At 68.6% G+C, this 18,890-nt stretch carries 19 protein-coding genes; 8 read left to right on the top strand and 11 right to left on the bottom strand.

The window, feature by feature from the left end:
* Positions 1 to 19 precede the first annotated feature (19 nt).
* The 6 genes from MKK82_RS04995 (at position 20) to MKK82_RS04970 (ending at position 4,575) form a co-directional block, all read left to right on the top strand.
* Positions 20 to 445 (top strand): PaaI family thioesterase, encoded by a 426-nt coding sequence (locus tag MKK82_RS04995; protein ID WP_238290149.1) that lies wholly within the window; start codon positions 20 to 22, stop codon positions 443 to 445.
* 75 nt (positions 446 to 520) lie between these two features.
* Positions 521 to 1,744 (top strand): SMP-30/gluconolactonase/LRE family protein, encoded by a 1,224-nt coding sequence (locus MKK82_RS04990; protein WP_243984813.1) that lies wholly within the window; start codon positions 521 to 523, stop codon positions 1,742 to 1,744.
* Between the two features lie 76 nt (positions 1,745 to 1,820).
* A complete protein-coding gene (locus tag MKK82_RS04985; RefSeq protein WP_243984811.1) occupies positions 1,821 to 2,408 on the top strand; it encodes a DUF1285 domain-containing protein in 588 nt (195 codons plus the stop codon).
* Positions 2,401 to 3,072 carry a CoA pyrophosphatase gene (locus MKK82_RS04980; protein ID WP_243984809.1) on the top strand — a complete coding sequence of 224 codons (672 nt, stop codon included), beginning with the start codon at positions 2,401 to 2,403 and terminating at the stop codon, positions 3,070 to 3,072. The genes MKK82_RS04985 and MKK82_RS04980 overlap by 8 nt, the downstream gene beginning before the upstream one ends.
* A gap of 13 nt (positions 3,073 to 3,085) precedes the next feature.
* Positions 3,086 to 3,343 carry a DUF6111 family protein gene (locus MKK82_RS04975; RefSeq protein ID WP_238290145.1) on the top strand — a complete coding sequence of 86 codons (258 nt, stop codon included), beginning with the start codon at positions 3,086 to 3,088 and terminating at the stop codon, positions 3,341 to 3,343.
* Between the two features lie 23 nt (positions 3,344 to 3,366).
* Entirely contained in the window at positions 3,367 to 4,575 is a 1,209-nt protein-coding gene (locus MKK82_RS04970) for a CCA tRNA nucleotidyltransferase (protein ID WP_238290143.1), read from the top strand.
* A 1-nt stretch (position 4,576) separates the two neighbouring features.
* Here the strand turns inward: MKK82_RS04970 and MKK82_RS04965 are convergent, their stop codons facing one another.
* The 7 genes from MKK82_RS04965 to MKK82_RS04935 all read right to left on the bottom strand — a co-directional run bounded on the left by MKK82_RS04965 (position 4,577) and on the right by MKK82_RS04935 (position 11,489).
* Positions 4,577 to 4,978 (bottom strand): F0F1 ATP synthase subunit epsilon, encoded by a 402-nt coding sequence (locus tag MKK82_RS04965; protein ID WP_238290142.1) that lies wholly within the window; start codon positions 4,976 to 4,978, stop codon positions 4,577 to 4,579.
* A gap of 140 nt (positions 4,979 to 5,118) precedes the next feature.
* Positions 5,119 to 6,576: a F0F1 ATP synthase subunit beta gene (gene atpD, locus MKK82_RS04960; RefSeq protein WP_238290141.1), complete on the bottom strand. Its 1,458-nt coding sequence runs from the start codon at positions 6,574 to 6,576 to the stop codon at positions 5,119 to 5,121.
* A 42-nt stretch (positions 6,577 to 6,618) separates the two neighbouring features.
* On the bottom strand, positions 6,619 to 7,509 hold the full coding sequence (locus MKK82_RS04955) for a F0F1 ATP synthase subunit gamma (protein WP_238290140.1): 891 nt from the start codon (positions 7,507 to 7,509) through the stop codon (positions 6,619 to 6,621).
* Between the two features lie 168 nt (positions 7,510 to 7,677).
* Positions 7,678 to 9,210, bottom strand: a complete 1,533-nt coding sequence (atpA, locus tag MKK82_RS04950; RefSeq protein WP_238290139.1) for a F0F1 ATP synthase subunit alpha — start codon at positions 9,208 to 9,210, stop codon at positions 7,678 to 7,680.
* A gap of 54 nt (positions 9,211 to 9,264) precedes the next feature.
* Positions 9,265 to 9,837, bottom strand: coding sequence for a F0F1 ATP synthase subunit delta (locus tag MKK82_RS04945; RefSeq protein WP_238290138.1), 573 nt, complete (start codon positions 9,835 to 9,837; stop codon positions 9,265 to 9,267).
* Between the two features lie 216 nt (positions 9,838 to 10,053).
* Entirely contained in the window at positions 10,054 to 10,743 is a 690-nt protein-coding gene (locus MKK82_RS04940) for a DsbA family protein (protein ID WP_238290137.1), read from the bottom strand.
* Between the two features lie 119 nt (positions 10,744 to 10,862).
* Complete coding sequence (locus MKK82_RS04935; protein WP_238290136.1) at positions 10,863 to 11,489, bottom strand: 2-hydroxychromene-2-carboxylate isomerase; 627 nt, start codon at positions 11,487 to 11,489, stop codon at positions 10,863 to 10,865.
* 201 nt (positions 11,490 to 11,690) lie between these two features.
* On the opposite strand from MKK82_RS04935, the gene MKK82_RS04930 reads away from it, so the two are divergent.
* Positions 11,691 to 12,929, top strand: coding sequence for an argininosuccinate synthase (locus tag MKK82_RS04930; protein WP_238290135.1), 1,239 nt, complete (start codon positions 11,691 to 11,693; stop codon positions 12,927 to 12,929).
* 183 nt (positions 12,930 to 13,112) lie between these two features.
* On the opposite strand, the gene MKK82_RS04925 is transcribed toward MKK82_RS04930, so the two are convergent.
* Both MKK82_RS04925 and mtgA read right to left on the bottom strand, forming a co-directional pair.
* Positions 13,113 to 13,757 carry a hypothetical protein gene (locus MKK82_RS04925; protein WP_238290134.1) on the bottom strand — a complete coding sequence of 215 codons (645 nt, stop codon included), beginning with the start codon at positions 13,755 to 13,757 and terminating at the stop codon, positions 13,113 to 13,115.
* 292 nt (positions 13,758 to 14,049) lie between these two features.
* Complete coding sequence (gene mtgA / locus MKK82_RS04920; protein ID WP_409566774.1) at positions 14,050 to 14,787, bottom strand: monofunctional biosynthetic peptidoglycan transglycosylase; 738 nt, start codon at positions 14,785 to 14,787, stop codon at positions 14,050 to 14,052.
* 68 nt (positions 14,788 to 14,855) lie between these two features.
* Between mtgA and MKK82_RS04915 the strand changes: the two genes are divergently transcribed.
* Positions 14,856 to 15,827, top strand: a complete 972-nt coding sequence (locus MKK82_RS04915) for a polyprenyl synthetase family protein (RefSeq protein ID WP_238290133.1) — start codon at positions 14,856 to 14,858, stop codon at positions 15,825 to 15,827.
* A gap of 264 nt (positions 15,828 to 16,091) precedes the next feature.
* Here MKK82_RS04915 and mmsB read toward each other — a convergent pair whose 3' ends face one another.
* Both mmsB and mmsA read right to left on the bottom strand, forming a co-directional pair.
* The gene (mmsB, locus tag MKK82_RS04910) at positions 16,092 to 17,321 is read right to left on the bottom strand and encodes a multiple monosaccharide ABC transporter permease (protein WP_243984808.1); all 1,230 of its coding nucleotides are present in this window, start codon (positions 17,319 to 17,321) and stop codon (positions 16,092 to 16,094) included.
* Positions 17,318 to 18,853 carry a multiple monosaccharide ABC transporter ATP-binding protein gene (gene mmsA, locus MKK82_RS04905; RefSeq protein WP_243984806.1) on the bottom strand — a complete coding sequence of 512 codons (1,536 nt, stop codon included), beginning with the start codon at positions 18,851 to 18,853 and terminating at the stop codon, positions 17,318 to 17,320. Before mmsA ends, mmsB begins: the two co-directional genes overlap by 4 nt.
* Between the last annotated feature and the right edge of the window lie 37 nt (positions 18,854 to 18,890).

The raw sequence follows: 18,890 nt of genomic DNA, 5'->3' as shown, positions 1-18,890 counted from the left end.
CAGGCACGGACAGGATGCGATGACCACCGACACGAATCCCCGCGATCCCGTTCCCGAAGGCTTTGCGCCGATCGAGGACAGCGGCTTCATCGCCCATGTCGGCCCGCTGCACCTGCGCGGAACGGACGGATCCTACGCGTTCCGGGCGGAGCAGAAGCACGCCAACCTCATCGGCGTCGTCCACGGCGGCATGCTCATGAGCTTCGCCGACCGGGCGCTCGGCGAGACCGCGATGCGCGCGGCGGACGGCGCCAACTGCGTGACCATCCAGCTCGAGATGAAGTTCATCGATGTCGGCCGCCTCGGCGACTGGGTCGAGATCCGGCCGCAGGTGGTGAAGCGCACCGGCTCCCTCGTCTTCATGCGCGGCGATGTCCGTGAGGGCACGCGCCTGCTCGCCTCGGCGGATGGCGTCTGGAAGATCCTGCGGCGTCGGCCCGGCTGATCGAGCCGTCGGTCGCGTCATTCCGGCGCAAGGCTCACGCGGTAGATGACGACCGCCGTCATCGGAGGAGCAACGATGAAGCCGTGGGGGAAATGGAATCCGGGGATGGAGGGCGGACAAGCCGCACCGTCGCGACGCGCCCTGTTGGCCGGGGCCGGGGCTGGGGCCGTTCTGGCAAGCACGAGCGGCGTTCTGGCCCAGCCGCAACCGCCCAGCACCATCACCGATCCGCCGCGGGATTTCCGGCCCGCCGGGCCCCCGACCACCTACTTCACCGATCCTGACGTGATCACGGTCGATCCGGCCTTCGCGCCGTACGTGGTCCCGAACAGCGCCATCCGCCGCCTCTGGACAGGTGCCCTCTGGGCGGAGGGGCCCGCCTGGAACGCCGTCGGCCGCTTCCTCGTCTGGAGCGACATCCCCAACAATCGCCAGTTGCGCTGGCTGGAGGAGGATGGACACGTCTCGGTGTTCCGCGCGCCGAGCAACAATTCCAACGGCAACAGCTTCGACCGGCAGGGCCGCCAGCTCTCCTGCGAGCATGCCAGCCGGCAGGTGGTGCGCTACGAGCTCGATGGTTCTGCGACGGTGCTGGCCGACGCCTTCGAGGGCAGGCCGCTCAACGCCCCCAACGACGTGGTCCAGCACGCCGACGGATCGTACTGGTTCACCGATCCGCCCTATGGCGGCCTGCTCTACGAGGGCTTGCCGGACGAGGCCGGCGGCCCATCCAACCCGACGGGACGCATCAATCCGCGGCTCGGGCAACCGGCCGGCACCGTCACGAAGCGGCGTGTACTGCCCAACGCGGTCTACCGCGTCGACCCCTCTGGCCGGATCGACCGGGTTCTGACCGACGATCAGGTGCCCGATCCGAACGGCCTCTGCTTCTCGCCGGATCACCGTATCCTCTACGTCTGCTCCACCGGGACGGGGCCGGGCGATACGGGTCCCGGCGGCAAGGGCGAGATCTACGCCTTCGATGTCGGGATCGACTCGGCGCTCTCGAACCAGCGGCTCTTCGCGGATTGCGTCGTGGACGGAGTGAAATGCGGGCCCGACGGCCTGCGCGCCGATGTGGACGGCAATCTCTGGGTGTCGAGCAACGCGGGCCGGGCGGTGGGTTACAACGGTGTCACCGTGTGGACGCCGCAGGGCACGCTGATCGGGCGGATCCGGTTGCCCGAGGTGTGCGGCAACATCACCTTCGGGGGGCCGAAGCGGAACCGCCTGTTCATGGCCGCCAGCCAGTCGCTCTACGTGCTCACGGTCAACACCCAGGGCGCCGGACCGGCCTGACCGCCGTCGCAGACGCGTCGGTCGAACCGGTGCGGCGACCATGGCTGCCGACCGACGGGGCGCTATCTGTTCGACTATGAGCGAGGACATTGCCCCCGATCCCACATTGAGCCGCCTCAGCGCTGCCTTGGACGGCGTGCCGAAGCGCGGGCTGCCGCCCGTGGAGCGCTGGGATCCGCCCTACTGCGGCACGATCGACATCCGCATCGCGGCGGACGGGACGTGGCACCACAACGGCTCGCCCATCCGCCGGGAGAAGCTCGTCCGACTCTTCGCGTCCATCCTGCGGCGCGAACCGGATGGACGGACGGTCCTGGTGACCCCCGTAGAGAGCGTCGGAATCACGGTCGAGGACGCGGCCTTCGTGGCGGTCGAGATGGCGGTCGACGGCGCCGGGGAGGCTCGACGCATCTCCTTCAGGACCAACGTCGACGATCTGGTCAGCGTCGATGCCGAGCACGGCCTGCGCTTCGAGGAGGCGCCGGACGGGGCACTCAAGCCCTACATTCACGTCCGCCGCGGCCTCTGGGCCCTCCTGACCCGTTCGCTCACCTACGATCTCGTGGATCTCGCTGAGGAGCGGAGCGTGGACGGTGAAGCGTGGCTGGGCCTCTGGGCCGGCGGCATCTTCCACCCCATCGCGCCGGCCGTCATCGGTGAGTGAGCAACTGATCGACTTCCTGGCCCGCGCCGAGTCCGGCCTGTCGGCGGACCCGCCGGGACCGGACGATCCCACCTCGAATCCCCGCGGCGATCACAGTCTCGATCCGGACGGCTCGGCCGTGATCCCGCCGCCGCCCCACCGGCGCGCGGCCGTGCTGGCGCCGGTGATTCTCCGTGCGGGCGGCCCGAGCTTGGTGCTGACCGAGCGCGCCGCGAACCTGCGCGACCATTCCGGGCAGGTCGCGTTGCCTGGCGGCAAGATCGATCCCGCCGATCCGGGACCTGCGGACGCGGCCTTGCGGGAGGCCCACGAGGAGATCGGCCTGCCCCCCGCGTCGGTCCGTTTCCTCGGCTATCTCGATCCCTACCTGTCGGGCACCGGCTTCCTGGTCACGCCGGTGATCGGTCTCGTCGCACCCGACGCGACGTTTCGGCCGAACCCCAACGAGGTTGCGGACGTTTTCGAGGTGCCGCTGGCGGTGCTGATGGATCGGGAGCGCTACCGGCTCCGCTCCAGGGCCTGGCAGGGCCGCACGCGCTGGTTCTACGCTTTGACCTTCGGCGATCGCCTGATCTGGGGCGTCACCGCCGGGATCCTCAACAACCTCCGGGAGCGCCTCTACCCGGAAACCGAGACCGGTGAAGTCCGCCGCTCGGCGGGATAGGCCACGGGAAACCATGCTGCGTCGCGTCCTCGAAGAGTTCGGCCTCTTCCTCATCCCCTTCGTCCTGTTCCTGGTCTACCTCGTGCTGGCCGGCCGCAACCCGCTGCGACGCGGGCACTGGGATCCGCATCTCCTCCGGCTCGTCCTGGCCGGACTGGCCGTGGTGATCGGCACGCTGGTCTACGAAGGCTTGTTCTCGGAACGTCGGCCCGGCGGCTACGTGCCCACCCATATGGAGAACGGCCGCCTGGTCCCGGGCGGCTTCCGTTGAGGCGCGACCTCGATCGCGCGGCCGTGTCGGCGCTGCTCGAGCGCCCCGGTATACGCCACGTGCTCGCATCCCTCGATCAGCCCGGCGCCGAGACTCGCTTGGTCGGAGGCTGCGTGCGCGACGCGCTCCTCGGAACGCCCTCCGCGGATATCGACCTCGCGACGACGTTGCGGCCGGACGCGGTCATGGCCTGCGCCAGCCGGACGCCCGGCCTGAAGGCGATTCCGACCGGGATCGAGCACGGCACGGTCACCCTGGTTACCGCGGACGGCCCGATCGAGGTCACGACCCTGCGCGAGGATGTCGAAACCGACGGCCGCCACGCAGTCGTCCGGTTCGGCAGCGACTTCGCACGGGACGCCGAGCGACGGGACTTCACCGTCAACGCATTGTCGTTGGATCGCGACGGCTGTCTGCACGACAGGGTCGGCGGGATACCGGACCTTGAGGCAGGGCGCGTCCGGTTCATCGGCGATCCGGCGACGCGGATCCGGGAGGATGCCCTGCGGATCCTGCGCTTCTTCCGCTTCCACGCCCGCTTCGGGATCGGGGAGCCCGACGCAGCGGCCCTCGCCGCCTGCGTGGCCGCGCGGAACGGCTTGGACCGCCTCTCCCGCGAGCGGGTCCGATCCGAATTCCTGAAGCTGCTGGCCGCCGCGGGCGGTCCCGCGATGGTGGCGATCCTGAGCGGCACGGGCCTGCTCCAGCGGATCACCGGCGGCGTGGCCGAGCTCGGCCGGCTGGAGCGCGCCGCTGTCGCCGCGCTGTCGCCCGTGATGCGGCTCGCGGCCCTCGCGGTCGGCGCACGGCACGACGCCGACCGCCTGCGCGAGCGGCTGCGCCTCGCGAACCACGAGCACGCGCAGCTGACCGATTATGCGGAAATCCTGGCGGGCCTGCACGGTCGCGCGACGATCGCGAGGGACGCAGTGCCGGCGCTCGCGGCGGAGCACGGCCTCATGATGCTCCGCGACACTCTGGAGATCGTATCGGGCGAGCCACGCCCCGCCATCGCAGACGACGCGCGCCGGGCGCTGCAGCGTCTGAGCGACGTCCCGGTCTTCCCGATCACCGGGGCGGATCTCGTGGCCGCCGGGGTGAAACCCGGTCCGGCCATCGGCCGTGGCTTGGCGACGGCGCGCGAAACCTGGCTGGCCCGCGGCTGTCTCTCAGGAGAGCAGGCGCGTGCCGATCTGCTGGCGCAGGCGCTGGAGAGCGCCCGCGGGTCCTAGCTCAGAGCTTCAGGAGCGCCTTCGTCTCCTGGAGCTGGACGATCTGGCCGTTCAGCTCCTCGCGCTTCTGGAGATCCTCGGTGGCGTCCCGCTGCATCTCAACCGCCTCGATGTCGCGGTCGAGCGACTCGTTGGTCAGTTCCTCGATCGGAGCCGCCCGCTCGGCGAGAACGGTCACGGTGGTCGGCCCGATATCGGCGAAGCCGCCGCGGACGTAGATCCGCTTGCCGCTGCCCTGGCTCTCGGTGATCACGATGACGCCCACGCGAAGGGAGGTCAGCACCGGGGCATGTCCCGGCATCACGGTCATCTCGCCCTCGATGCCGGGCAGCTGAACGGCCGTCACCTCGCCGGAATACAGCGTCCGCTCAGGGCCGACGAAATCGAAGTGGAAGGTGGCCATAGCCTGACGTTTTCCCGAACCCGCGTCACGTGCTCCTGCCGGAATACCGGAAGGACCGGAGGTGGAACGGGTCGGGATGGCGCCGCGACCGGCACCCCCCGACCCCTGGCCCTCCCCGCTGGGGGGAGGGACGCGCTGACTTACGCAGCCTTCATCTTCTTGGCCTTCTCCTGAGCCTGCTCGATGGTGCCGACCATGTAGAAGGCCGCCTCAGGCAGATCGTCGTAATCGCCGTTCACGAGGCCCTTGAAGCCCTTGATGGTATCCTCCAGCGGCACCTGCACGCCCGGCGAGCCGGTGAACACCTCGGCCACCGAGAAGGGCTGCGAGAAGAAGCGCTCGATCTTCCGGGCGCGGGCCACCGTCAGCTTATCCTCCTCGGACAGCTCGTCCATGCCCAGGATCGCGATGATGTCCTGGAGCGCCTTGTAGCGCTGCAGGGTCTGCTGGACGCGGCGGGCGACATCGTAGTGCTCCTCGCCGAGGATGGCGGGGGACAGCATGCGCGAGGTGGAGTCCAGCGGATCCACCGCCGGGTAGATGCCCTTCTCGGCGATCGAGCGCGACAGCACGGTCGTGGCGTCGAGGTGGGCGAACGACGCGGCGGGGGCCGGATCGGTGAGATCGTCGGCCGGCACGTAGATGGCCTGCACCGAGGTGATCGAACCCTTGTTGGTGGTGGTGATGCGCTCCTGCAGGGCGCCCATGTCGGTGGCCAGGGTCGGCTGGTAGCCGACCGCCGACGGGATGCGGCCGAGCAGCGCCGACACCTCGGAGCCCGCCTGCGTGAAGCGGAAGATGTTGTCGACGAAGAACAGCACGTCCTGACCGTCGTCGCGGAACTGCTCCGCGATGGTCAGGCCGGTCAGCGCGACGCGCGAGCGGGCGCCGGGCGACTCGTTCATCTGGCCGTAGACCAGGGCGCACTTCGAGCCCTCGGCGGAGCCGTTATGCTCCTTCGGGTCCATGTTGACCTTGGACTCGATCATCTCGTGGTAGAGATCGTTGCCCTCGCGGGTGCGCTCGCCCACGCCGGCGAAGACCGAGTAACCGGAGTGCACCTTCGCGATGTTGTTGATCAGCTCCATGATCAGCACGGTCTTGCCGACGCCGGCGCCGCCGAACAGGCCGATCTTGCCGCCCTTCGCGTAGGGGGCGAGCAGGTCCACGACCTTGATGCCGGTGACGAGGATCTGGGCCTCGGTCGACTGGTCGGCGTAGGACGGGGCCGGCTGGTGGATGGCGCGGTAGGTATCGGCCTGGACCGGGCCGGCCTCGTCGATCGGCTCGCCGATGACGTTCATGATGCGGCCGAGCGTGTTCATGCCCACCGGAACCTTGATCGGCTCACCGGTGTCGAAGCATTCCTGACCGCGGGTCAGGCCCTCGGACGTGTCCATGGCGATGCAGCGGACGGTGTTCTCGCCGAGCTGCTGGGCCACCTCAAGGACGAGGCGGGCGCCGTTGTTCTTAGTCTCAAGGGCGTTCAGAATCTCGGGCAGGTGGCCCTCAAACTGCACGTCGACCACGGGGCCGATGACCTGGGTGATCTTGCCCGCCTTGTTGGAGCCGGTGCCGGGGATTGCGGTGTTCGCCATCGTAAACCTACCCTTCAAGCTGTGCGTTCAGGTCGCGGCGCCTCAGAGGGCTTCCGCACCCGAGATGATCTCGATGAGTTCCTTGGTGATCATGGCCTGACGCGTGCGGTTGTAGATCAGCGTCTGCTTCTTGATCATCTCGCCCGCGTTGCGGGTGGCCGAATCCATGGCGCTCATGCGCGCGCCCTGCTCGGACGCGGCGTTCTCCAGGAGCGCCCGGTAGATCTGAACCGTGAGGTTCTTCGGGAGGAGCGTCTCCAGGATCGCCTCCTCGGACGGCTCGAATTCCAGGGCGGCGTTGCCCGCCGTGGAGGTCGGGCGCGCGTCGGTCGCCGGCAGCTCGGCCGGGATCAGGCGCTGGGCCGTCGGGATCTGCGAGATGACCGAGCGGAACTCGGAGAAGAACAGCGTCGCGACGTCGAACTCGTCGGCCTCGAAGCGGGTCAGGATCTTGTCGGCGATCTCGGCCGCGAAGGCGTAGTCCACCGGGCGGTTGCCGCGGATGTCCATGCTCTCGATGATCTGGTCGCGATACTGCCGGCGCAGCATGTCGAGACCCTTCTTGCCGACCGTCATGATCTTGACGGTCTTGCCCTCGGCCGTGAGCTTCTGGGCGTACTCGCGGATCGCGAGGCGGGCGATCGAGGAGTTGAACGCGCCGGCAAGGCCACGATCGCCGGTGCAGACTACCAGGAGGTGCGTCTGCTCGGAGCCCGTCCCCGACAGAAGTTTCGGCGCGCCGACGCCCCCGACGAGATTGCCGGCGAGGTTGCCCAGCACGGCCGACATCTTCTCGGCGTAGGGACGGCCGGCCTCGGCGGCCAGCTGCGCCCGGCGCAGCTTGGCGGCGGCGACCATCTGCATGGCCTTGGTGATCTTCTGCGTCGCCTTCACCGAGGTGATGCGGTTGCGCAGGTCCTTCAAACTCGCCATCGGGTGAGGTCCAGGTCCGTTCCTAAGGGCCTCTCCTCCCCGTCGCGAGGAGGAGCCGGAGGTGAAGGTGGCTTCGAGGGTGCCGAACCGTCCGGTCCTGCGTCGCCCCCACCCCTACGCCTCCCCTGAAGGGAGGAGCCTCCCCACGCGGGGGAGGGGGCTTATGCCTCAGCCGATGGTCTTGACCACGCCCTCGACCACGCTCTTCAGCTTGCCGGCGTTCTCGTCCGACAGGTCCTTGGAGGCGGCGATCGCGTCGAGCAGGTCCTTGTGCTTCGAGCGCAGCGTGCCGAGCAGGCTGTCCTCGAAGGCGCGGATCTTGGCGACCGGGAGCTTGTCCAGGTAGCCGTTGACGCCCGCATAGATCACCGCGACCTGCTCCTCCATCTTCAGCGGCGAGAATTGCGGCTGCTTAAGGAGTTCGGTGAGACGCGAGCCCCGGTTCAGGAGCTGCTGGGTCGAGGCGTCGAGATCCGAGCCGAACTGCGCGAAGGCAGCCATCTCGCGGTACTGCGCGAGCTCGCCCTTGATCTTGCCGGCGACCTTCTTCATCGCCTTGGTCTGGGCCGAGGAGCCCACCCGCGACACCGAGAGGCCCACGTTCACCGCCGGACGGATGCCCTGGTAGAACAGGTCGGTCTCGAGGAAGATCTGGCCGTCGGTGATCGAGATCACGTTGGTCGGAATGTAGGCCGAGACGTCGTTGGCCTGGGTCTCGATGACCGGCAGGGCGGTCAGCGAGCCGTTGCCGGCGGCGTCACCCATCTTGGCGGCGCGCTCGAGCAGGCGGCTGTGGAGGTAGAACACGTCGCCCGGATACGCCTCGCGGCCCGGCGGGCGGCGCAGCAGCAGCGACATCTGACGGTAGGCTACGGCTTGCTTGGACAGATCGTCGTACACGATCACGGCGTGCATGCCGTTGTCGCGGAAATACTCACCCATGGCGCAGCCGGCGAAGGGCGCGATGAACTGCATCGGGGCCGCGTCCGACGCCGTGGCGGCGATGACGATGGAGTATTCCAGGGCGCCCTGGTCCTCGAGGACCTTCACGAACTGGGCGACGGTCGAGCGCTTCTGGCCGATCGCGACGTAGATGCAGTAGAGCTTGGCCTTCTCGTCACCGCCGGCGGTGTGGCCGGGCTTCTGGTTCAGGATCGTGTCGAGGGCGATGGCGGTCTTGCCGGTCTGGCGGTCGCCGATGATCAGCTCGCGCTGGCCACGACCGACCGGGATCAGGGCGTCGATCGCCTTAAGGCCGGTCGCCATCGGCTCGTGCACGGACTTGCGCGGGATGATGCCCGGAGCCTTCACGTCGACGCGGCGACGCTCGGTGGACTGGATCGGGCCCTTGCCGTCGATCGGATTGCCGAGGCCGTCGACCACGCGGCCGAGGAGGCCCTTGCCGACCGGCACGTCCACGATGGCGCCGGTGCGCTTGACGGTCTGGCCTTCCTTGATCTCGCGGTCGGAGCCGAAGATCACAATGCCGACGTTGTCCTGCTCGAGGTTGAGGGCCATGCCGCGCACGCCCGACTCGAACTCGACCATCTCGCCGGCCTGGACGTTGTCGAGGCCGTAGGCGCGGGCGATGCCGTCACCCACGGACAGGACCTGTCCGACCTCGGAGACCTCGGCCTCCTCGCCGAAGTTCTTGATCTGGTCCTTCAGGATCGCGGAAATCTCGGCGGCGCGGATGTCCATACTCGGGCCTCTGTCGCTGATGCGTCTATGTGTGTTCGGATCGGATGGGGGCGCTTAGCGCGCGGCCCGCATCGCGAGGCGGATACCGTTGAGCTTGGTCTTGAGGGACGCGTCGACCATACGCGAGCCCATCTTCACGACGAGACCGCCGATCAGGCTCGGGTCGACGACGAGGTCGACATCGACCTCGGCCTTGGCGATGTCGCGGAGCGACGCCTTGATCTCCTCGATCACGGCGTCGGACGGCTTCTCGGCGACGCGGACCTGCGCGCGCACGATGCCCTTCGAATCCTGGACCAGGGACCGGAACGCCGCGATCATGTCGGGGAGCGCGAAGAGCCGGCGGTTCGCGGCCGTCAGGCGGATGAAGTTGGCCGCGAGACCGCCGATGCCGGCCCTGTCGAGCACGGCGCCGATCGCGGCCTTCTGCTCCTCGGCACTGAAGACCGGGCTGCGGACGAGGCGGCGCAGGTCCGCGCTCTCGTTCAATAACGTGTTGAATTGGTTGAGCGCCTCGGCGACTGCATCGACCTGGCGCTCGTCGCGCGCGAGTTCGAACAGGGCGGAAGCGTACCGGCCCGCCACGCCTGCGACCAGGGGACCAGCCTCGGAACCGTTCTGCGCCACCCGTCGCTCTCTTCTCTGGTTGCCCGCCCGCTCCGCGCGCTCCGGCGGGAGCGCGGTGCGAGACCGTTCGGGACGTGGGATCGCGCCGACAGCAGGCAGGGTCGAGGACCGGACCTTGTCGCGCGGCGACCGCCTAGCATGCCAGCATGGCCGCACGCAACACGGACGCGAGCGCCGCAGCGCGATAGGACGGCGGAAGTGTGACGCCGTGCGGTGTCAGCAGGCGAGCCGATCGCAGCGCCGGACGCTGGCAATCATCTTGGCCATGGCGCGGGCGCCGGGATGACCGAGGATGCCGCTGTTACCGACCACGTAGGACGGCGTGGCGTAGAGACCGAGATCGGCCGCCATGCGCATCTGGCTCTTGAGCGCCGCGCGCACCTCCTCGCTGTCGGCGATGGCCTCGATCTCGGCCTGCGGGATCCCGAGGGCCGCTGACGCGCCCAGCGCCCCGGGGCCGTCGATGCGCCCCGGCTTCCCGAGGAGTGTCAGGTAGAAGCCCCAGGCCGCCTGCGCACCCAGCCGGCGCTGCACGGCGAGCATCACCTTGGCGGCCTGGGCGGATTGCGGCGACAGGATCGGATTGTGGACAAGGCCGACGCGCAGTTCAGCATCGCTGTCATGCAGTGCAGCCACGTCGGCCGCGGCCTTCCGGCAGAACGGGCAGTTGAAGTCGAAAAATTCGTAGAGGGTGGTCCCGGCGTCGCGCGGCCCGACATAGGTCACCCCCCGCAGGGCCGGGATCTGTCCGGTGATCTCGCCCGGCAGGATCGAGTTGGCCACCGCCTTGCCGTCGTCGCCGGTGACCGCCACGCGCTGCCCGTAGGATTGGGCGGCGGCGCGGCCGATACCGGTGCCCAGGGTGGCACCGGCTGCAGCGAGGAAAAGACGTCGGGAAACAGGCATGGGATTCGTCCGGGGCATCGTGCGCCCCGCGCCGGCTGCACCGAAGCGGGGCCGGACGAGGAACACGGGGTCGGGTCGTTGTGATGGCCGAAGCGCGTGAACGGGATCCTAAACCAGCCCTACCTGAGCCCCTTCGGCCGGTCGCCGGTCGCCCAGGCCAGAGCGAGGTCCAGGCGGTCGTTGCCCCAGAACAGCTCGCCGTCGTCCGCCAGGAACGTCGGCGCCCCGTAGATCCCGCGGGAGCGCGCCTCCTCGACGCTGACCCGCAGCTTGGTCTTGTTGGCCTCGGCGGCGGCAGCGCGGACGGTCTGCGTCCCGTCGAGGCCGAGCGAATCCAGGATCTCGACCACGGCTGCGGGCTCCGCGATGGACCGCCCCTCGGCGAAACTCGCGGTGAAGACAGCCTTCGAGAACGGCACGAGCCAGTCCTGATCCTGTCCGTAGACGGCGACCCGCACGGCGCTGAGGCTGTTCTGCGGGAACTGGGCCGGGCGGGTCAGCGGCGGCAGGCCGAGGCGCGCGGCCTCGCGCTCCACGTCGCGCCACATGTTCTTGCCCTTGGCCGGGTAGAGATTGAAGGGCGACGTGGTCCAGCCCTGAGAGGCGAAGAGCGGACCGACGAGGAAGGGCCGCCACCGCACCGCGACGCCGGCCTCCGCGGCTGCCGCCTCGACGCGCATCGCCGCAAGGTACGAATACGTGGAGGCGAATTCGTACCAAAACTCCAGAATCGGCTGGCGCGCCATAGACTTCGCTTCTCCGATGCAATCTCGTGGCGGTGACGACTGGCAACGCCCGCGCCATGTCTGGCACAGCTGCAAGGCCGCCGTGAGGCGAAACACGCTCCATCGTCCAGCGACAGGGCTACGCGCGAGGCGACACGCCGGTTGCAGGCCAATGCCACCCGCGATAAGCGGCAAAGGCCCCGTCCCAGTTCCGGAAGCCGCATGTCCGATCCCGCGAAAAGTCCCGTGAAAAAGGTCGTGCTGGCCTATTCCGGAGGCCTCGACACATCGATCATCCTGAAGTGGCTGCAGACCACCTACGGCTGCGAGGTCGTGACCTTCACGGCCGATCTCGGCCAGGGCGAGGAGCTGGAGCCGGCCCGGCGCAAGGCCGAGCTGCTCGGGATCAAGCCCGAGAACATCTACATCGAGGACCTGCGCGAGGAGTTCGTCCGGGATTACGTCTTCCCGATGTTCCGGGCGAACGCCGTCTACGAAGGCGTCTATCTCCTGGGCACGTCGATCGCCCGGCCGCTGATCGCCAAGAAGCAGATCGAGATCGCGGAACGCGTCGGGGCCGACGCGGTCTGTCACGGTGCGACCGGCAAGGGGAACGATCAGGTCCGGTTCGAACTCGGCTACTACGCGCTCAAGCCGGACGTCACCGTGATCGCCCCCTGGCGCGAGTGGGATCTGCGGTCCCGCGAGCAGCTCATCGCCTTCGCCGAGCAGCACCAGATCCCGATCGCCAAGGACAAGCGCGGCGAGAGCCCGTTCTCGGTGGACGCCAATCTCCTGCATGCCTCATCCGAGGGCAAGGTGCTGGAGGATCCGGCCGTCGAGGTACCGGACTACGTCTACTCGCGCACCCTGTCCCCCGAGGAGGCGCCAGACCAGCCGACACTCATCACCATCGGCTTCGAGCGCGGCGACGCGGTCTCGATCGACGGCGAGACGCTGTCGCCCGCCAGTCTGCTGGCCAAGCTCAACGAGCTCGGCCGGGCGAACGGCATCGGACGCCTGGACCTCGTGGAGAACCGCTTCGTCGGCATGAAGAGCCGCGGCATGTACGAGACGCCGGGCGGCACGATCCTCCTGCCGGCACACCGGGCGATCGAATCGATCACGCTGGACCGGGGTGCCGCGCACCTCAAGGATCAGCTGATGCCGCAATACGCGGAGCTGATCTACAACGGCTTCTGGTTCTCGCCCGAGCGCGAGATGATCCAGGCGCTGATCGACAGGAGCCAGGAGCACGTCACCGGCACGGTGCGGCTCAAGCTCTACAAGGGCGGCATCCACGTGATCGGCCGCGAGAGCCCGCACTCCCTGTATGATCAGGACCTCGTGACCTTCGAGGAAGGCGCCGTCGCCTACGATCACCGTGACGCGGCGGGCTTCATCAAGCTCAACGCCCTGCGGCTTCGAACCCTGGCGCAGCGCAAGAAGCGCGAGGGCTGAGTTTTACCCGTCGATGGCGCCGCTCCCCTCGAGAGCGGTGCCGAGCGGGAAGAGCCGCCCCCCACGTGTCGCTGCCCCAGGCCAAAGTGCAACGGCAGCGCCACGTCGAGCGAAGGCTCGAACCGGAACCGGCTTTGGCTGCCCCGCCCGCGGAGGCTGCGTCGCTTCGGACGCTGTGTCGCGTCAGGCGGGCTCCCAGCCCTCGGCCGAGCGCCGGAAGTCCCCGGGTCCGAGGTCGGCGTAGCGCAGGAAGATCTGCAGCGCCGGCTGCAATTCGCGATGCAGGCGCACGAGCCGATTCTCCGAATCCTCGTCGTCGTTCGCGGCCGCTCCCGGGACGGCGGCGAGATGGCGAGCCATCGCGGCGGTGTACGAACCCCCGTCGCCGTAAGGATGCTGCGGATCCACGTGTGGCACGTCGTGCGCGATGTCCCAGCCGTAGGTGAGCCTCGGTATCAGCGCGATGTGCTCCGGCGTTACCGCGAAGGTAATGAGCTCGGGCGTCTCACCTGTCTCCGAATCCCGGAAGACGTCGCCGACCGCGCCGTGGTCGAGCTTGGCGAGGGCGTTGTGGTACTGGTAGCGACCGGGCTTCAGCTGCGCGTTTTGGGCGAACACGGCGAGGCCATCCTTCAGCGCGCGGTGTTCGTCCTCTGCCCCCTCGTCGTCTCCCGTAACGTTGGCGATGTCGCCGTCGCGGTCGAGGCTGCCGTAGGGTGCCTCGGGATGGACGGTCGGGGCCCCCGGATCGGCACCGCCCCAGGCGACGACCATCCGGCGGATCAGGGCGATGCGCTCCAAGGTCAGGTCGTAGACGGCGTCGCTCATTGATATCGGTCCCGGCTTCGGATCTGGCGCACCTCTTATCAGACCGCGTTCGGCGGCTACTACCGCCGGTGGCTGCCGTTTTCGTCGCGATCCGGCCGATCGACCTAGTTCATCGGGAACGCACGCGACCGGCCTGTCGACGTTCCCGCCGCGCGTGGTCGCGCAGCCACGGCGCGGCCTCCGGATCCGGACGTCCGCGATGGCCGTCGCTGCCCCCGGTTCGCCGTGACGGCATGGAAACGCGTCGCCTCGATCGCGCGGCACCGCGCGCGGCCGTCGACCCTAGGAAGCGTCATCGCCGGAGACACCCCGTCAGACCGTCGATCCGGCCCATCATGGCCTGGATTCGCGCGGCGCGGCGGCGCACGCCGGGGGACGGACGGCCTGCGCTGCGGCTGATCGGGTTGGGTAGGACCGCGGCGAGGAGCGCCGCCTCGCCCGATGTCAGCCGGCTCGCGTCCTTGCCGAACCAATGGCGGCTCGCCGCCTGCGCCCCGTAGACCCCGTCGCCCCACTCGGCGACGTTCAGGTAGATCTCCATCATGCGGCGCTTGCCCCACAGGGTGTCGAACGCCAGGGCCAGAGGGATCTCGATGGCCTTCCGGATGTAGGAACGGCCGGGCCACAGGAAGACGTTCTTCACCGTCTGCATGGCGATGGTCGAGGCACCGCGGCTCGGCGAATCTTCATCCTCGACCACGTCGCGAATCGCATCGAAATCGACGCCATGATCCAGGCAGAAGCGCTGATCCTCCGACGCGATCACGGCCTGGATCAGGACCGGGGCGATGGCGCTCAGCGGCACCGGATCCCGACTGACCGGCTGAAGCGTCAACCACCGGCCGAGCATCAGGGTCGACGGCGGCATCACCGCGCTATAGACGAGCCCCAGCGTCAGCGCGGAAACGAACGCGAGGGCGGGGAGCAGGAGCAGCACCCCGAGGATCTGGCGGACAGGGCGGGAGCGCCGCGGGCGCGCGAGCGGAAGGTCGCGATCTCCCGCGTCTCGCCTGCGTCTTGCCCCGCCCACCGTGATCCCGTTCCCGCTCAACTGACGTGCGATTCTTTTTTGCAAGGCCAGGACCGGACGTAAGCCCGATGACCCCGACCCCCTCAACGCAGGCACCGACCGGTTCGGTCAAGGCAGGCTCGCCGGCCATCGATTTTACCCACAGGTTGACGGAAGTCGCCGGCATCGTGGAATCCTTCCTGGTCGAGCGCCTCGGCCCCACGGTCGGCGTCGGCGAGATCGCCCGTCCGCCGCGCCTCATGGAGGCGATGCGCCACGCGGTGCTGGGCGGCGGCAAGCGCCTTCGACCGTTCCTGGCCATCGAGACGGCCCGGATGCTCGGCGGCTCCGAAGCGGCGGCCCTGGCGGCCGGGGCTGGCGTCGAGCTCGTCCATTGCTACAGCCTCGTCCACGACGACCTGCCCGCCATGGACGACGACGACATGCGTCGCGGCAAGCCGACCGTCCACAAGGCCTACGATGAGGCCACCGCGATCCTGGTGGGCGACGCGCTCCAGACGCTGGCCTTCGAGATCGTCGCCGACCCGGTATGGCAGCCGGATGCCCGGATCCGCGCCGACCTCGTCCTGGGCCTCGCCCGGGCTTCCGGCCTCGGCGGGATGGTCGGCGGGCAGTTGCTCGACCTCACGGCCGAAGGCCGGTTCGGCGTGGCCACCATGGACGTGGACGACACCCTGCGGATGCAGGCGATGAAGACCGGCGCGATCCTGGCCTTCTCGGTGGAGGCCGGCGCGATCGTCGGCGGCGCCGACGAGGGGCAGCGGTCGGCCCTGTTGCGCTACGGCCTCGCTCTAGGTCAGGCTTTCCAGATCGCCGACGACATCCTCGATCGGGAGGCCTCGCCCGAAGCCATGGGCAAGGCGACCGGTAAGGACAAGGAGGCCGGCAAGGCCACCTTGGTCGATCGCCTCGGCGTCGACGGTGCCAGGGCCGAGTGCGACCGGCTCGTGGGCGTCTGCGAGGATGCGGTGGCGGGTTGGGGTGAGGGCGCCCGTGTCCTGCGCGACGCCGCCCGGTTCACGGTCGCGCGCAAGACCTGAACCAGCGGCGGCAGGGTCCAGCGCGGATGCGTCCGACCGCGCGGTGAGGGCGGGAGGCCGTAACCTGTCGCCTCGGGATTCGGTTTCCGTCGTGCGGACCGACGCTTCGGCCGCCGGGCCAGAGTGACCGCGACGCAGCGATCCGCGGGAGCGTGCCGCCGACGGGCGCGGCGCTGCCGCGTCGTCCCGCTTCCACCGGAGGCCGAGCTGGCGAAGCGCTTGGACGGTTTTCGTCTGTCCCGCATGCGCAAAGCGGCGCGAACGTCAGAGCCGGTTGTTCTTGTTGTGCACGTCGAGACATACGGCGGCGAGCAGGACGATGCCCTTGATGACCTGCTGCCAGTCGACGCCGATCCCCATCATCGACATGCCGTTGTTCATGATGCCGATGATGAACGCGCCGATCACGACGCCCGACACCTTGCCGATGCCGCCGGCCGCCGAGGCGCCACCGATGAAGCAGGCCGCGATCACGTCGAGTTCGAAGCCGACGCCGGCCTTCGGATTGGCCGTGTTGAGCCGCGCGACGAAGATCAGCCCGCCGAGCCCGGCGAGGGCGCCCATGTTGGCGAAGGTCAGGAAGGTAAGCCGCTCGGTCTTGATGCCGGAGAGGCGGGCCGCCTTGATGTTGCCGCCCAGCGCGTAGATCCGGCGCCCGATCGTCGTCCGGGTGGTGACGAAGCCGTAGAGCATCACCAGCACGAAGAGAACGAGCAGGACGTTCGGCAAGCCGCGATAGACGCTCATCTGATACGCGAAGGCCAGGATCAGGATGGCGGCCACGCCGTTGCGGACGATGAAGGCCGCCGGAGAATCGGCCGGGCTGCCGTACCGGATCTGCGCCGTCCGCCGCCGCCAGTTCAGGCCGACCAGCGCCGTGACGAGGACGAGGGCGATCAGGAGGGAGGTCGAGGATCCGGCGACGTTGGCGAGATAGCCCTTGGAGAGGAGTTGGAATGCCTCCGGAAAGGGTCCGATGGAGGTTCCCTGCAGGAGCGCCTGTGTCTGTCCGCGGAGGACCAGCATGCCCGCCAGGGTGACAATGAAGCTCGGGATGGCGAGGTAGGCCACGAAGTAGCCCTGGAGACCGCCGATCCCCGCCCCCACCATCAGGCACACCAGGGAGGCCGAGATCGGGTCGAAGCCGAAGCGCACCATCAGCAGGGCTGCCAGGGCGCCCACGAAAGCAACCAGGGAGCCCACCGACAGGTCGATATGGCCGGCCACGATGACCAGAAGCATGCCCAGCGCCATCACGACGACGTAGCTGTTCTGCATGATCAGGTTGGAGAGGTTCAGCGGTTGGAACAGCACGCCGCCGGTCGTGTACTCGAAGAACAGGGTGATGACCGCCAGCGCGAAGACGAGCCCGTACTCGCGCAGCTGCGCCGTCCGGATGGCGGCGCGCGGCCTCCGAGATCGGTCCCCGGTCGCCACGTCCGGTGCGGCGGCGACCGGAGACATCAGGGCCTTGCTCGAAGGGATATCGGTCATCCGTTCAGGTCCTTGGAGCGCATGATGGCGCGCATGATCGCCTCCTGACTCGCGTCGGCGCGCCGGAACTCGCCGACGAAGCGTCCCTCGTTCATGACGTAGATGCGGTCGCAGAGGCCCAGCAGCTCGGGCATCTCCGATGAGATCATCAGCACGCCTCGTCCGTCTCCGGCGAGTTCGTTGATGATGGTGTAAATCTCGTACTTGGCCCCCACGTCGATGCCGCGGGTCGGCTCGTCGAGGATCAGCACCTTGGGCTCTGTGAAGAGCCACTTGCTGAGCACGACCTTCTGCTGGTTGCCGCCCGACAGGTTCACGGCCTGCTGCGCCACACCGAAGGAGCGGATGCGCATCTTGGTGCGGTACGCGCCCGCAATGCGGTGCTCGGCATCCCGATCGATCACCGTGGCGGTGGAGACGCCCGGCAGGTTCGCGAGCGTCGTGTTCTTGGCGATGTCCTCCCCGAGGATGAGGCCGAGCTGCTTGCGGTCCTCGGTGACGTAGGCAAGGCCGGCCGCGATCGCCCGGTCGATGGTGGACACGTCGACCTCCGCGCCGTCGATGGTGACGCGGCCGCTGATGCCCTGCCCGTAGGATCGTCCGAACAGGCTCATGGCGAGTTCCGTCCGGCCCGACCCCATCAGGCCGGCGATCCCGACGATCTCGCCCCTGCGCAGGTTCAGGCTGACGTTGCGCACCACCGGCCGGTCGGCATGGACGGGGTGGTGCGCCGTCCAGTCGCTCACCTCCATGAGCACGTCCCCGATCCGCGGTTCGCGGGTGGGATAGCGGCTGGCCATCGCGCGGCCGACCATGCCGCGGATGATGCGGTCCTCGTCGATGGCGGTGGTCCGGCAATCGAGGGTCTCCACCGAGGTGCCGTCGCGCAGGACGGTGATCCGGTCGACCACCCGGGAGATCTCGTTGAGCTTGTGCGAGATCAGGATCGACGCGATGCCCTGATACTTGAAGCGCAGCAGCAGGCGCAGCAGCGCCTCGCTGTCCGGCTCGCTGAGGCTCGCGGTCGGCTCGTCGAGGATGAGCAACCTGACCGCCTTGGAGAGAGCCTTGGCGATCTCCACGAGTTGCTGCTTGCCGACACCCAGATGGGTGACGAGGGTGTCGGGGCTCTCGTCGAGCCCCACCAGCGCCATGAGCTCGCGGCAGCGGGCACAGGTCCGTTCCCGGTCGATGATCCCGAAGCGCGCCTGCTCGTTGCCGAGGAAGATGTTCTCGGCGATCGACAGGTCGGGCACCAGGGCCAGTTCCTGGTGGATGATGACGATCCCGAGCCGCTCGCTGTCCGATATGGCGCGGAAGTGCCCGGGGCGCCCTTCGTAGGTGATCTCGCCTTCGTAGGTGCCGTGCGGGTAGACGCCGCTGAGGACCTTCATCAGCGTGGACTTGCCGGCACCGTTCTCGCCGACCAGCGCGTGGATTTCGCCGGGCTCGACCGTCAGATTGACGTCGTCGAGGGCTTTGACGCCGGGAAACGCCTTGGAGATGCCCCGCATTTCGAGGATGGGCGGCATGCCACCTCTTTCCGGTAGGTCTCGAGTGGTGCACCCA

It is taken from the genome of Methylobacterium sp. E-046, from assembly GCF_022829625.1.
Lineage (GTDB): Bacteria > Pseudomonadota > Alphaproteobacteria > Rhizobiales > Beijerinckiaceae > Methylobacterium > Methylobacterium longum.
Note: the sequence above shows the minus strand (reverse complement) of the source record. Positions and strands in the feature narration are given on the sequence as shown.